Origin of the sequence: Aeromicrobium panaciterrae, assembly GCF_031457275.1 — a bacterium.
Taxonomy (GTDB): Bacteria; Actinomycetota; Actinomycetes; order Propionibacteriales; family Nocardioidaceae; genus Aeromicrobium; species Aeromicrobium panaciterrae_A.
Window position 1 is genome coordinate 333,331 of the sequence record NZ_JAVDWH010000001.1, and the last position, 13,213, is coordinate 346,543.

Annotated in this window: 13 protein-coding genes and 2 tRNA genes; 7 read left to right on the top strand and 8 right to left on the bottom strand. The window is 63.2% G+C overall.

The window, feature by feature from the left end:
* Nucleotides 1-81 precede the first annotated feature (81 nt).
* The gene (locus tag J2X11_RS01680) at nt 82-315 is read left to right on the top strand and encodes a cell division protein CrgA (protein ID WP_309965912.1); all 234 of its coding nucleotides are present in this window, start codon (nt 82-84) and stop codon (nt 313-315) included.
* Nucleotides 316-382: 67 nt separating this feature from the next.
* Here the strand turns inward: J2X11_RS01680 and J2X11_RS01685 are convergent, their stop codons facing one another.
* Both J2X11_RS01685 and J2X11_RS01690 read right to left on the bottom strand, forming a co-directional pair.
* A complete protein-coding gene (locus J2X11_RS01685) occupies nt 383-1,072 on the bottom strand; it encodes a rhomboid family intramembrane serine protease (protein ID WP_309965914.1) in 690 nt (229 codons plus the stop codon).
* Nucleotides 1,073-1,206: 134 nt separating this feature from the next.
* Nucleotides 1,207-1,722: a peptidylprolyl isomerase gene (locus J2X11_RS01690; RefSeq protein WP_396127864.1), complete on the bottom strand. Its 516-nt coding sequence runs from the start codon at nt 1,720-1,722 to the stop codon at nt 1,207-1,209.
* A gap of 193 nt (nt 1,723-1,915) precedes the next feature.
* Between J2X11_RS01690 and J2X11_RS01695 the strand changes: the two genes are divergently transcribed.
* Nucleotides 1,916-2,692 (top strand): enoyl-CoA hydratase/isomerase family protein, encoded by a 777-nt coding sequence (locus J2X11_RS01695; protein WP_309965920.1) that lies wholly within the window; start codon nt 1,916-1,918, stop codon nt 2,690-2,692.
* On the opposite strand, the gene J2X11_RS01700 is transcribed toward J2X11_RS01695, so the two are convergent.
* Genes J2X11_RS01700 through glyA form a run of 3 tightly spaced genes read right to left on the bottom strand, consistent with a single transcriptional unit; the run spans nt 2,693 to nt 5,035 of the window.
* Nucleotides 2,693-3,031 (bottom strand): DUF3817 domain-containing protein, encoded by a 339-nt coding sequence (locus J2X11_RS01700; RefSeq protein ID WP_309965923.1) that lies wholly within the window; start codon nt 3,029-3,031, stop codon nt 2,693-2,695.
* 4 nt (nt 3,032-3,035) lie between these two features.
* Nucleotides 3,036-3,761, bottom strand: a complete 726-nt coding sequence (locus J2X11_RS01705; protein WP_309965926.1) for an SURF1 family protein — start codon at nt 3,759-3,761, stop codon at nt 3,036-3,038.
* The gene (gene glyA / locus J2X11_RS01710) at nt 3,758-5,035 is read right to left on the bottom strand and encodes a serine hydroxymethyltransferase (protein ID WP_309965928.1); all 1,278 of its coding nucleotides are present in this window, start codon (nt 5,033-5,035) and stop codon (nt 3,758-3,760) included. Before glyA ends, J2X11_RS01705 begins: the two co-directional genes overlap by 4 nt.
* Nucleotides 5,036-5,203: 168 nt before the next feature.
* Between glyA and J2X11_RS01715 the strand changes: the two genes are divergently transcribed.
* The 5 genes from J2X11_RS01715 (at nt 5,204) to J2X11_RS01735 (ending at nt 11,881) form a co-directional block, all read left to right on the top strand.
* A complete protein-coding gene (locus J2X11_RS01715) occupies nt 5,204-6,838 on the top strand; it encodes an ABC transporter substrate-binding protein (RefSeq protein ID WP_309965931.1) in 1,635 nt (544 codons plus the stop codon).
* A 77-nt stretch (nt 6,839-6,915) separates the two neighbouring features.
* Complete coding sequence (locus tag J2X11_RS01720; protein ID WP_309965934.1) at nt 6,916-7,998, top strand: ABC transporter permease; 1,083 nt, start codon at nt 6,916-6,918, stop codon at nt 7,996-7,998.
* A gap of 1 nt (nt 7,999) precedes the next feature.
* On the top strand, nt 8,000-10,663 hold the full coding sequence (locus J2X11_RS01725) for a dipeptide ABC transporter ATP-binding protein (RefSeq protein WP_309965937.1): 2,664 nt from the start codon (nt 8,000-8,002) through the stop codon (nt 10,661-10,663).
* A gap of 34 nt (nt 10,664-10,697) precedes the next feature.
* Nucleotides 10,698-11,543 (top strand): FkbM family methyltransferase, encoded by an 846-nt coding sequence (locus J2X11_RS01730; RefSeq protein WP_309965940.1) that lies wholly within the window; start codon nt 10,698-10,700, stop codon nt 11,541-11,543.
* A gap of 50 nt (nt 11,544-11,593) precedes the next feature.
* Nucleotides 11,594-11,881 carry a hypothetical protein gene (locus J2X11_RS01735; protein WP_309965943.1) on the top strand — a complete coding sequence of 96 codons (288 nt, stop codon included), beginning with the start codon at nt 11,594-11,596 and terminating at the stop codon, nt 11,879-11,881.
* Here J2X11_RS01735 and J2X11_RS01740 read toward each other — a convergent pair.
* From J2X11_RS01740 to J2X11_RS01750, 3 genes are all read right to left on the bottom strand, one after another.
* The gene (locus J2X11_RS01740; protein WP_309965947.1) at nt 11,878-12,732 is read right to left on the bottom strand and encodes an alpha/beta hydrolase; all 855 of its coding nucleotides are present in this window, start codon (nt 12,730-12,732) and stop codon (nt 11,878-11,880) included. The two genes, J2X11_RS01735 and J2X11_RS01740, sit on opposite strands and share 4 nt — an antisense overlap.
* Before the next feature lie 154 nt (nt 12,733-12,886).
* Nucleotides 12,887-12,959, bottom strand: a tRNA-Ala gene (locus J2X11_RS01745).
* Nucleotides 12,960-13,110: 151 nt separating this feature from the next.
* Nucleotides 13,111-13,185, bottom strand: a tRNA-Ile gene (locus tag J2X11_RS01750).
* Nucleotides 13,186-13,213 lie beyond the last annotated feature (28 nt).

The following is a 13,213-nucleotide window of genomic DNA, read 5'->3' on the forward strand; positions in this document are numbered from 1 at the left end:
CGCTGCACCGTCGCCAACTACGCTATCCGAGAGCACCCATTCGATGCGGACCAGAGCCGCAGCAACCATCCGGAGTTCGTCGTGGCGAAAGACAAAGCACCCAAGGCCCCCAAGTCCAACGTGATCGGCAACCGCTGGGCCGGACCAGCCATGGTCATCTCGGGCGTCATCGGGCTCATCTGGATCGTCGTGTTCTACACGACCAGTGATGGCAAGACTGAGATCCCGTTCTACTCCGATCTCGGCCAGTGGAATCTCGTCATCGGCATGGGCTTCATCGTGGCGGCCTTTGGCTTCGCCATGAAGTGGGAGTGACTGGTCGAATTACACGGTTGTAGTTATCCACACCTGTGTGCACAGGAGTGGATAAATAACACCGCTGTTAGCTGAGCTGACCTGTACGGATGACGATGGCGGCGATCATCGCAATCCACACACCCGCGAACACCAGCACTTGAACAGCCTGTTTGCGTTCCCTCGGGGCGTACGCGAACGCCGCGCCCAGGATGCAGCCCGCGACGAAACCGCCGAGGTGACCCTGCCAACTGATATTTCCCTGCAGGCTGATGACCGCGTTGATCGCGAGCAGCACCAGGAGAGTGGTGACGTCCTGTTTGGCCTTCAGCAAGAGCAGGAGGACCAGGCCGAAGACGCCGAACACCGCGCCCGAAGCACCAATGGTTGGAATCTGCGGGGTCTCGAGCCAGTAGACGAACACCGATGAGGCGATCGCCATCGTGATGTATGCGGCGATGAACCGCACGGTGCCGAGAGCCTTCTCAGCGAATGGTCCGAAGAGATAGAGCGCGTACATGTTGAACGCGATGTGCAGCAGGCTGCCATGCAGGAAAGCCGCCGTCAGCAGTCGCCAGTAGTCGCCGTCAGCGACGGCATATGACTGCATCGCCCCATGCTGACAGACCGACCCTGCTCTGTCGTCGGTAGCCAGTTGGAGGATGTAGACGACGACATTGAGCCCGATCAGGATCTTGCTGACCAGGCCGTCGTACGCCGACACCGCACCGCCGGCGATGGTGCGGGGGGCGCGAATTGTCTTCGCGCCCTCCGTCACGCATTCAGGACAGTGGAATCCCACTGACGCATCGCGCATGCAGTCAGGACAGATCATCCGCTCGCACCGCTGACACGAGATGTAAGCCTCGCGATCAGGGTGGCGATAGCAGCGATAGTCCTGCGCAGGGAGGTTCATCCCTCAGTGCGCGCGATCTCAACCTTCTCAAGCGTCACGGGCTCGATCGGGCGGTCGAAACGGTCGCGCTCGACAACGGCGATCGCGTCAACCACAGCCCTGCTTGCATCATCGACAACTTCGCCGAAGATGGTGTGCTTGCGGTTGAGCCAAGCCGTCGGGATCACGGTGATGAAGAACTGCGAGCCGTTGGTTCCCGGTCCGGCATTTGCCATCGCCAGGAGGTAGGGCCGATCGAATTGCAGGTCGGGATGGAACTCGTCCTCGAACTGGTAGCCGGGGCCACCCATGCCGGAGCCGAGCGGGTCGCCGCCCTGCAGCATGAAGTCGGGGATGATGCGGTGGAAAACAAGGTTGTCGTACAACGGCTTGTTTGAAACCTGGCCGGTCTCGGGGTCGATCCATTCCTTGGTGCCCTCGGCGAGACCGACGAAGTTCTCGACGGTCTTGGGGGCGTGGTTGGGGAAGAGCTCAACGACGATGTCGCCGTGGTTGGTCTTGAATGTTGCCATCAGCTTCGATGCCACAGGGGGTATTCCTCTCGGTGTGATCCTGACCATCGTTTCACGTCACTCAAAGTGCCACCTATACGGTGGGGGACATGTTCAAAAAGGTCTTCTTCCTCGCCATTGCAGCCGCTGTGGTGATCGCGTTCCGCAACGCGGTCGCCGACAAGGGTGGCTCCTACGATCCAGCCGCCAGCTGATGGCGGTCACCGTGGAGCGAGTCGGCGATGACATCGCGGTACTGACGTTCAGCGAACCTCCGGTCAACCTCTATTCGATCGAGATGCACGCCGATTTCGACCGCGCCCTCGACGAGGTCGAGGCGTCGTTGCCGCGCGCGCTGCTCATTCGCGCCGAAGGCAAGATCGTGTCAGGCGGAGTCGACGTCTCGCAGTTTCACGACCAGAAGACGCTTGCCGACACCAAGGCGCTGTACGACCGGATGATTGAGCTGCCAGACCGCGTTGCGGCACTGCCGATCCCGACATTCTTCGCAGCGCACGCCCTCACCCTGACCTGGGCTTTCGAGGTGGCGCTCGCGTGCGACATCATCGTCGCCTCCGAGAAGGCGAAGTTCGGCTTGGTCGAGCGAGTCATCGGACTCACGCCGACCATGGGTGGAACCCAGCGCCTGGCTTCCCGCGCAGGTGTCGGCCGCGCCAAGGAGTTCGTATTCACCGGCGCCCTGTACGACGCGGCAACTCTGGAGCGGTGGAACGCCATCAACCGGGTGCTACCGGTCGATGGGTTCGAGGATGCCGTGATGGAGCTGGTCGCCTCGATCGCGATCGGCCCGACCAAGGCATTCGGTGCCGCGAAGGACATCCTTCGACACTTCGAAGCCGGCGGCGTACCCGAGGCCAACGCTCACACGACGGCGATCGCCTCCGAGCTCTTCAACACCGAAGACCTGCAGGGCGGTATGGAGTCGTTCCTCAAGGACGGCCCCGGCAACGCCACCTTCAGCGGCAAGTAGTCAGGCGGCGGCAGTCTGCGCGCCGCGTACCTTGCGGGTTGTGCGGCGCTCGGCCCAGAAGCTGACGAACGGGATCGTTGCCAACAACATGGTCGAGATCGTGAACGCCGGCTTCCATCCGTTGCGAGTCGCCAGAACAGCAATCAGCACGAGAAGTGCCATGAACAGCAACCCGTGGACCTGGTCGATCGTGAAGATCAGGCTGTCGTTGCGGTTCCACCACGACGTGTCGTCGGTGGCTCGCTGAGCAAACGCGGCCGTGAACACGAAGATCAGGTTGATGCCCACGACAGTGGCGATGACTTGGTACGGCCGCAGCGGCCCACTCGGATTCTTCACGGCGTCAGGCTACCTTCGGCTTCGCAGCGGCCACGCTCTCGGTCGTCATCCGCCACCACATGAAGAGCGCGAACGCTCCAAACACCCACCACTGCAATGCGTACGCGAGATTGCGCAGGCCAGTCGTCCACGGCACGTCCTTGGTTGGGGGATCGGCCAGCGCCAGTCCGCCTGAGACTTCGGCCGTCGTGCTGATCGCGAAGCCGGAGTAGAGGTCGTATGGCAGCTCATTCGTCAGCGCCGGTATGCGTACTGCACCGATCTCGCGCGTCTTGGGATCGAACGGCGCTCCGCCACCTTCACCGCCCTGGAGAGTGGCCTCGATCGTCACCTGACCAGCAGGGACGTCCGGAAACTCTGTCACCGCCGGGGCCCACCCACGTACGACCGCGAGCGCGGCATCGCCGACTTTCACGGGGGCCAGCAGCCAGACGCCGGTGCGGCCGTCCTGCACCTTGCCCGCCACCCAGATCTGCTCATCGGCAGGCGCGAACTCGCCATCGATCGTCACGGGGCGCTGGTTGAGTCGGCTCTCGAAGGGATCGTCGGCACCCCACAGGCCGTCGAGTGCAACGCGGGGGACGGTCTGCGAGTCAGCGCGCTCATGCTCCTGGCGCGAGTCATAGACGCCGAGCTGCCACAGCCCCATCACGACGCACGCGACCAGGGCTACCGCAGCGAACGCGTGAAGGCCCAGCAGTCCCGGGCGGAACCACTGCCTCAGGCTCACGCCAAGAACGGCTTGACGTCTGGGTAGAGCGGGAAGCGCTCAGCCAGAACGGTTGCCCGCTTGCGCAGTCCCTCGATGTCGACCTCACCCGGCAACAGTGCCGAAGCGATGATGTCGGCGACCTCAGTGAACTCTTCGGCGCCGAAGCCGCGGGTCGCGAGCGCCGGCGTACCGATGCGCAGACCCGACGTCACCATCGGCGGACGCGGATCGTTCGGCACAGCGTTGCGGTTGACCGTGATGCCGACTTCGTGAAGACGGTCCTCGGCCTGCTGGCCGTCGAGCTCTGAGTCGCGCAGGTCAACGAGTACGAGGTGCACGTCGGTGCCACCCGTCAGCACGTTGACGCCAGCTGCCTTGGTGTCAGCAGCGGTCAAGCGCTCGGCGAGAATCTTGGCGCCTTCGATGGTGCGCTCCTGGCGCTCCTTGAATGCCGGCTCGAGCGCCATCTTGAAGGCGACAGCCTTGGCTGCGATGACGTGCTCCAGCGGTCCGCCCTGCTGTCCGGGGAACACCGCCGAACGCATCTTTTTGGCGATCTCTTCGTCGTTGGTGAGGATCGCGCCACCGCGCGGACCGCCCAGCGTCTTGTGGGTCGTCGTGGTCACGATGTGCGAGTGGGGGAGCGGGCTCGGGTGGAGGCCAGCTGCAACGAGTCCAGCGAAGTGCGCCATGTCGACCCAGAGCTTCGCGCCAACCTCGTCGGCGATCTCACGGAACAGCGCGAAGTCGAGCTGACGGGGGTAGGCCGACCAACCGGCAATGATCACGGTCGGCTTGTGCTCGTGGGCGAGGGCACGTACTTCGTCCATGTCGACGAGTCCGGTCTCGGGAACCACGTGATAGGCGATCGGGTTGTAGAGCTTGCCCGAGAAGTTGAGCTTCATGCCGTGAGTGAGGTGACCGCCGTTGGCCAGATCGAGGCCGAGGATCGTGTCGCCCACCGTGGCAATCGCGTGGAGCGCAGCGGCGTTGGCCTGAGCACCGGAGTGCGGCTGAACGTTCGCGTATTCGGCGTCGAACAGCTGCTTGAGGCGATCGATCGCGATGGTCTCGACCTGGTCGACGAACTCGCAGCCGCCGTAATAGCGCTTGCCCGGGTAGCCCTCGGCGTACTTGTTGGTGAGGACGCTGCCTTGCGCCTCGAGGGACGCAACCGGGGCGAAGTTCTCGGACGCAATCATCTCGAGCGTCGACTGCTGGCGGTGCAGCTCAAGATCGAGAAGGGCCGCGATGTCGGGGTCGAAGTCAGCAAGATGCTCGTTGTGGCTCATGCCCAAAGCGTACGACGTGGCCTAATCGCCGGGACCGCGGGACAGTAACCAAATCGCAATCTTCGCGCAGGTCCCACCCGCGCTTCGGGCAGGTAGCGTCGGGAAGGCTCGGTCCACCATCCGGACAACTTCGCTGCGCACAACGCGGCTCGAACATGTAGGAGAGCAATGAAGAACTTCCGACGCGGAACCGCGCTCGTCGCGGCCACCGCACTTGCAGGGCTCGCGCTTGCCGCGTGTGGCTCCGGCAAGGACAGCGGCGGCGGCGCAGGCCTCATCGTCGGTACGACTGACAAGGTCGTCTCGATCGACCCGGCCGGCTCGTACGACAATGGCTCGCTGAACGTCCAGACGCAGGTCTACCAGTACCTCCTCAACTTCCCGGCCGGCAGCACGGAGCTCACTCCTGACGCAGCTGAGAAGTGCGAATTCGATGCCAAGGACGCCACTAAGTACGTCTGCACCTTGAAGTCAGGTCTGAAGTTCGCCAACGGCAACGACCTCACGGCTTCCGATGTGGCGTTCTCATACAAGCGCATCGTCGACATTGCTGACCCGAACGGCCCCGCGCCGCTCCTGGGTGCGATGAAGAGCGTCGAAGCGACCGACGACACCACCGTCACGTTCACGCTTGCAGCACCGAACGACGTGACCTTCCCGCAGATCCTCGTGACGTCGGCTGGTCCGATCGTCGACGAAGACACCTACCCCGCGGACAAGGTTCTCGACGATGACGCCGCGGTCAAGGCCAACGGCTTCTCCGGTCCGTACACGATCACCAAGTACAGCAAGAACCAGCTCGCTGAGTTCAAGGCCAACCCGGACTACGACGGCACGTACGGCAAGCCGAAGACCGACAAGGTCACGATGAAGTACTACGCCAAGGCTGAGAACCTCAAGCTCGACATCAAGAACAAGGACATCGATGTCGCCTACCGTTCGCTGACGCCGACCGACCTCGCCGACCTTGAGAAGACCGACGGTCTCAAGGTTGAGGTTGGAGCAGGTGGCGAACTTCGCTACATCACGTTCAACCTGAACAAGATGCCCGGCGACGACGCCGACCAGAAGCTGGCGATCCGCAAGGCCATGGCCTCGTCGATCAACCGCGAGGAGCTCTCCACCGAGGTCTACAAGGGCACCTACACGCCTGCGTACTCGATGGTTCCGGACGGACAGGCTGGCGCAACCGAGGCGTTCAAGGACGCTTACGGTGACGCACCGGACAAGGCCGCTGCGGAGAAATTCCTCACCGATGCGGGCGTCAAGACTCCGGTCACGATCGCACTGCAGTACAACCCGGATCACTACGGTTCGAGCTCGGCCGAGGAGTACGCCGCGGTCAAGCGTCAGCTCGAGGCGACCGGACTGTTCAAGATCAACCTGCAGTCGACTGAGTGGGTCACCTACTCCGAGGAGTACCCGGCTGACACGTACCCCGTGTTCCAGCTCGGTTGGTTCCCGGACTTCCCGGACGCCGACAACTACCTGTCGCCGTTCCTGACTCCGTACGACACGGAGAAGAAGAAGAGCGGCAACTTCACCAACTCGCACTACAACGACGAGGCAACGGAATTCGCGGATCCCACGATGACCAAGCTCCTCGACGATGAGCGCACTGATGGTGACCAGGCATCGCGTGAAGCGACGCTTGCGGAGATCCAGACCCGCCTCGCGGACCTGGTTCCCTACCTCCCGCTGTTGACGGGCACCTCGGTGGCCGTGGCTGTGGACGGTGTGGACGGCGTCAAGGAAACCCTCGACGCTTCGTTCAAGTTCCGCTTCACCTCGCTGTCGAAGTGAACCAATGAGGAGGCGGGTCCGGCTCAGGCCGGACCCGCCTTCTCGCTTCTCAAAGCAACCAGAAAAAGTAGGTTTCGATGACTACCGCAGAAATCATGGCACCGACGGGCCCACCCGAGGCTGAACCGAGACGCCGCGGTGGACCCAGTCCACTGACCCGCTACCTCCTCGTACGCGCCGCACTCCTGGTTCCCATGGTGTGGGTCCTCGTCACGATGGTGTTCCTGCTCATGCGAGTCATCGGCGACCCGATCCAAGCAGCGCTCGGCGGGCGCCTCTCTCCACAGCAGATCGCAGAGCGCAAGGCCGAAGCCGGTCTCGATCGCCCGATCCTGACGCAGTACTGGGAGTACCTCTCCGGGTTGTTCCGCGGTGACTTCGGTACGACTCTCACCGACAATCGCCAGGTGTCGACGATCCTCGTCGAGAACGGCGCCGCAACTCTCGAGCTCGCGTTCTGGTCCCTCATCGTCGCCTTCGCGATCGGCATTCCCCTTGGGCGCCTCGCAGCCCGCTACCGCGACCGTCTGCCCGACGTGATGCTGCGGCTCTTCGCGATCCTCGTGTACGCCGCACCCGTCTTCTTCGTCGGACTCCTGCTCAAGCTGGCTTTCTCGCCGTTCGGGTGGCCGTCCTCCGGGCGCGCCTCGGTCAACACCGAGCTGACTCTGCAGGACGTCAACCCGCACACCCACATCATGATTCTCGACGCGATCCTGTGGGGTGACCCCGCGATGATCGGTGACGTACTCAAGCACGCCATGCTCCCGGCGATCGCTCTCGGTCTACTCACCGGCGGTGTGTTCCTCCGCCTCGTACGCGTCAACCTGCTCCAGACCATGCGCATGGACTACGTCACCGCGGCTCGCGCCCGTGGTGTCAGCGAGCGGCGCGTCCTCAACAAGCACGCGTTCCGTAACGCGTTGGTCCCGGTGGTCACCGTCATGGGTCTGCAGATTGCCCTGCTGCTCGGCGGAGCGATCCTGACCGAGACGACCTTCGAGTGGAAGGGCCTCGGCTATCAGCTCGCTGAGTACCTCATCAAACGCGACTTCCTGGCCGTCCAGGGCATCGTCACCCTCATCGCGATCATCGTCGGTGTGACCAGTTTCCTGATCGACGTCATCGTCGCCTTCGTCGACCCCCGAGTGAGGTTCTGACATGGCCAGCATTGCCAAGAAGTTCGTCCCCACGATCGTGCGCCAGTCCCACGGCCTGCAACGCTTCATGCTGCTGCTGGGCTTCGCGATCATCGCCGCGTTCCTGTTCATCGCGATCTTCGCGCCATGGCTCGCGCCCTACAACTTCAACGCCGATCGAACTGCCGATGGCGTGGTGTTCGGTACACAGCAAGCACCGTCCGCCTCCCACTGGTTCGGCACGACGGTCGGTGGCACGGATGTGCTGTCGCGCGTCATCTACGGCACACGCACGGCTGTCGAGGTCATTCTTCTCGCGGTGCTGCTCTCGGGCATCATCGGCGTACCGCTCGGCCTGGTGTCGGGCTACCTCGGTGGCTGGCTCGACCGAATCCTCGTGCTCGTCATGGATGCGCTGTACGCATTCCCGTCGCTGCTCCTCGCGATCGTCGTCGCGATCGTTCTGTCTGGCGGCAACAGCAGCGCCTTCGGCGGCATCATGGCCGCGGCGATCTCGATCACCGTGGTTTTCATACCGCAGTACTTCCGCGTGATCCGCAACGCGACGATTGCGGTGAAGGTCGAGCCCTACGTTGACTCCGCCCGTGTCGTTGGCGTGCGTACGCCGCGCATCCTGCGCAAGCACATCTTCTCGAACGTGTCGCAGTCGCTTCCGGTCATCGGCACGCTCAACGCGTCGGAGGCGATCCTGACCCTGGCCGGCCTCGGATTCCTCGGTTTCGGAATCGAGCCGTCGGCCGCAGCTGAGTGGGGCTATGACCTCAACAAGGCGATGCCCGATGCCTCCTCCGGCATCTGGTGGACCGGTGTCTTCCCAGGTCTCGCGATCGTGCTGATCGTGCTGGGCGCGACGCTGGTCGGCGAGAGCCTCAACGACATCCTCAATCCGCTGCTGCGCAACCGCGGCACCGACACCACGTCGGCTGACGAGGCTGAGATCGCCCATAAATTCGAGGAAGTCACCGGCGCCGAGGACGCTGCGGTTGAGGTTCGTACGGCACCTGCCGCCGCGGATCCCAAACGCGTCGTGGCGCTGTCCCTCAACAATCTCGAGGTCAACTTCCAGACCGACGGTGGGCAAGTCCACGCCGTCAACGGCGTGACCTTCGACGTCGCTCCTGGCGAGGTCGTCGCCGTGGTGGGTGAGTCAGGTTCCGGCAAGTCGGTCAGCTCGCGCGCCATTCTCGGCCTGCTCCCATCGAGCGCAGAGGTCGGCGGCTCGGTCACTCTCGGCAACCGCGAGCTGCTCGGTATGTCTGAGGACAAGTTGCGTCCGATTCGCGGCGACCAGGTCTCGATGGTCTTCCAGGAACCGTCGACTGCGCTCAACCCGGTCTACACCGTCGGGTGGCAGATCGTCGAAGGTTTGCAGGCACACACCAAGATCTCCAAGAAGGACGCCCGCAAGCGCGCGGTCGAGCTGCTGGAGATGGTCGGCATGCCCGACTCCGAGCACCGCGTCGACTACTACCCGCACCAGCTTTCCGGCGGACAGAAGCAGCGCGTCGTCATTGCGATGGCGATTGCCTGTGAGCCTGACGTGATCATCGCCGATGAGCCGACGACTGCGCTCGACGTGACGGTTCAGGCCGCAATCCTCGAGCTGCTCCTGTCGCTGCGCGACCGTTTGGGCACCGCGATCGTGCTGATCACCCACAACATGGGTGTCGTCGCCGACATGGCCGACCGCGTCGTCGTGATGTATCGCGGCAACGTTGTTGAGTCGGCACCATCGCGTGAGCTGTTCGCATCGCCGAAGCACCCGTACACGCGTGCGCTGCTCGATGCCGTGCCACACCTCGGCCGCGAGAATGGTCCGGGACTCGTCGACGCCAACGAACTCGTACTCAAGGTCGACGACCTCGTGGTCGAATTCCCGGGTCGTTTCGGGCAGCCAACATTCCGCGCCGTCGACCATGTGTCACTTGAGGTGCGCAAGGGTGAAGTGCTCGGACTGGTCGGTGAGTCCGGCTCCGGCAAGTCGACGATCGGACGTACGGCCGTTGGCCTGCAGCAACCCACCTCGGGAACGATCGATGTGTCGGGCAACCGGATCTCCGGGCTGTCCGATCGCGAGCTGCGTCCGTACCGGTCGCGGTTCGGATTCGTCTTCCAGGACCCTGCTTCGTCACTGAACCCTCGTATGTCGATCGGTCAGTGCATCGCCGAGCCGCTCCACGTACAGACCGAGATGACCCAGAAGGAAGTCGACGCCAAGGTCCGCTCACTGCTGGAGAGCGTCGAGCTCGGCGGTTCGTACGCGGAACGCTTCCCGCACGAGCTCTCGGGAGGTCAGCGTCAGCGCGTCAGCCTCGCGCGTGCGCTGTCGCTCGATCCTGATCTGCTGATCGCCGACGAACCAACGTCGGCGCTCGACGTCTCCGTGCAGGCTCGCGTGCTCGAGCTGTTCACCGAGCTTCAGCACCGCCTGCAGTTCGCATGCCTGTTCATCAGCCACGACTTGGCGGTCGTCGACACCCTCGCCAACCGCGTAGCGGTGATGCAGGACGGGAAGCTCGTCGAGATCGGACCGCGCGAACAGGTGTTGGGCAACCCGCAGGAGGAGTACACCAAGCGACTCATCGCTGCCGTACCCGTACCTGATCCGGTCGAACAGCGTCGTCGTCGCGAAGAGCGCGGACACCTCTTGACCGACATCTCCTGACATAGTGAGCGAGTCGCCCAGATTGAGGGGGGTTGTGAAGCGTCGCGCAGAGTTGGCCGAGCACTTCGATGTGCATCACCCCGGCTTGGCCGACTCATTCCGATTTAGCACATCGAGCGATCTCGACATTGTGGGTAACGCCGTCAAGGCGCAGGGCCTGGCCGCGTACGAGACGCCCACAGTCGACATCCTGATCGAGCTGAGCAGGACTGATCCGGGACTGTTCATCGACGTCGGCGCCAATACCGGGCTCTACGCCTTGGCGGTGACCGCCGCCGATCCAGCGGTGCACGCCGTCGCCTTCGAGCCGCTGGAGTCCGTACGCGAACTGTTGCGGCACAACGTCGAACTGAACCCAGAGCTTGCTGCACGCATCACGATCGAACCGTTGGGTCTCTCGAATGAGACCGGAGCATTCACCTTTTACGAGACCATCAACGATCAGGGCTTCGTCTCGACCAGTTCGTCGCTCGACATGACACACATTCAGGCGGTAGGCGGAGAGCACGTCGAGCGGACTATTCCCACCATCACGCTCGACGACTTCGCGCAGACGCTTGGCGACCAGACCATCTCGCTCATGAAGATCGACGTCGAGGGCCATGAGCACGCGGTCATCTCTGGCGGCAGAGGGGTTTTGGCGACGCACCGCCCCATCTTGACGGTCGAGGTGCTCGGCAACTCCGAGCGCGGACCGATGGAAGACCTCCTGGCAAGGGACAACTACTTCGCCTTTGCCATGGCGCCGGGCGAATTGCGGCAACGTGACCGCCTGTGGTTCTTCGATGACGCCTGGAACCATCTCCTCGTACCTGCGGAGAAGGTCGGGCATATCTCCGCACTGTGCCGCACGCTGGGACTTCGGCTCGACGTCAGTTGACGTGTGGCTTCTCCCGAACGGGGTACATGTCGGGGGAAGGAGTGGTCAGCGTGAAGAAGCTTTCAGTTCTCGTCGTCGGTGCTGCCGGGTACGTCCTCGGCTCGCGCGCCGGACGCGAGCGGTATGAACAGATCAAGCGCCAGGCGACGAAGGCATGGAACAAGCCTGTCGTCCAAGGTGCAGCCGACTCGGTCGAGCAGGCCGTGAAGAGCACCGCATCAGACGTTGGATCCAAGATCGCCGATGTCGCGAGCGACGCTGGCTCGAAGGTCGTCCACAAGGTCAAAGGCGACAAGGAACCCGAACCATCGCCCGGTTCGGGTGGAGGGTCGTTCTAGAACGTTCGCGTGAACCAGTCGGCCTGATCGGCGGCGATCAGGGCCGGATCCTTGCCGTGGAACGGCTCGAAGTGTGCGATGTCGTAGCGATGCAGTTCAGCGTTGGAAGCTTTGGCAGCCAACTTCTGGATGGCTTTGCCCGAGACGGTGATGTCCTTCTCCCCAAGACCAACCCATACCGGCATGCCCAGTCGCTTCGCCTTGGTGACGGGGCGATGTGTCGCGATGGTGGCAAATGCTCCCGGCGACGCCTCGTTGATCCACGCGCTGCTCGTGCACGCAGCGAATCCTGCGGCCTCTCCCGTGAATGACATCGCGGCCATCTCGCCCGGTTCTCCAGTTGCCTTGATCGTGCTGGATGATCCGAGCCGATCTCTGATGGCGCGACCCATGACTCGCGTCGCGACCCACGGCGTACGTCGAGTCGTCCCGAGTACGCGTGCCCGGCCGTCGAGGAATGGGCACAGCAGGATCGCGCCCGCAATGCGCGGATCGCTTGCCGCGACGTTGACTGACGTACCGCCGGCAAACGAGTAGCCCCACAGGACGATCTTCTCGGGATCGACCCTGTCGAGAGCGCGCGCGTACGCGATCGCGGCGCGGTAGTCCTCGGATTGTTCCTTGACCCGGATCCGCTGCCGCGGCTCACCGCCAGAGTCACCCAGGTAGCGATGGTCGAAGACCAAGACCGTGGCGCCAGCATTGTTGAGCGCCTCTGCGTAGGTGTCCAGGCCATCGTGTCGCGTGAGTGAGAACCCGTGAGCCATGACGACGCAGACATCGCCGCCGCGATAGAGCCAGGCAGCAATCTCGTCGCCATCGGACTGGAACGTCACGTCCTCGCGAGTCATGCGCCGAGAGTAGCGGGCGCCTACGGCGTGATCGCAAGCCATCGGTGGTGGGGCCCGACTCGAGTCGCTCGCTTGTGGTCACAAGACGTGAACCCCCACCAATCAACGACAAACCCCCACCTACCGCAGAACGGTGGTGGGGGTTCACGTCTTGTGGAGCCTAGGAGACTCGAACTCCTGACATCTGCCTTGCAAAGGCAGCGCTCTACCAACTGAGCTAAGGCCCCGTGAGGGTGGAATGTAGTTATCAGACCTTGTCGCTCGCGGCGGCCCAGTGGTCGGTCGCGGGTGACTTCTTCGACTGGCCGATGGCCCAGAACACGCCTGCTGCGGCGAGCCCGAGGGCTATGAATTTCTTCATCATGACCTTCCGTCGAGTGGGCGTACGAGGACTTGAACCTCGGACCTCATCCTTATCAGGGATGCGCTCTAACCAAGCTGAGCTATACGCCCGCAACAGCGATGAACATTACCGCACCGC

What these genes read in the sequence shown, in the direction of transcription:
- J2X11_RS01690 (WP_396127864.1), bottom strand. Translation starts at nt 1,722, where the DNA reads ATGGCAACATTCAAGACCAACCACGGCGACATCGTCGTTGAGCTCTTC.
- J2X11_RS01695 (WP_309965920.1), top strand. Translation starts at nt 1,916, where the DNA reads ATGGCGGTCACCGTGGAGCGAGTCGGCGATGACATCGCGGTACTGACG.
- glyA (WP_309965928.1), bottom strand. Translation starts at nt 5,035, where the DNA reads ATGAGCCACAACGAGCATCTTGCTGACTTCGACCCCGACATCGCGGCC.
- J2X11_RS01715 (WP_309965931.1), top strand. Translation starts at nt 5,204, where the DNA reads ATGAAGAACTTCCGACGCGGAACCGCGCTCGTCGCGGCCACCGCACTT.
- J2X11_RS01720 (WP_309965934.1), top strand. Translation starts at nt 6,916, where the DNA reads ATGACTACCGCAGAAATCATGGCACCGACGGGCCCACCCGAGGCTGAA.
- J2X11_RS01725 (WP_309965937.1), top strand. Translation starts at nt 8,000, where the DNA reads ATGGCCAGCATTGCCAAGAAGTTCGTCCCCACGATCGTGCGCCAGTCC.
- J2X11_RS01740 (WP_309965947.1), bottom strand. Translation starts at nt 12,732, where the DNA reads ATGACTCGCGAGGACGTGACGTTCCAGTCCGATGGCGACGAGATTGCT.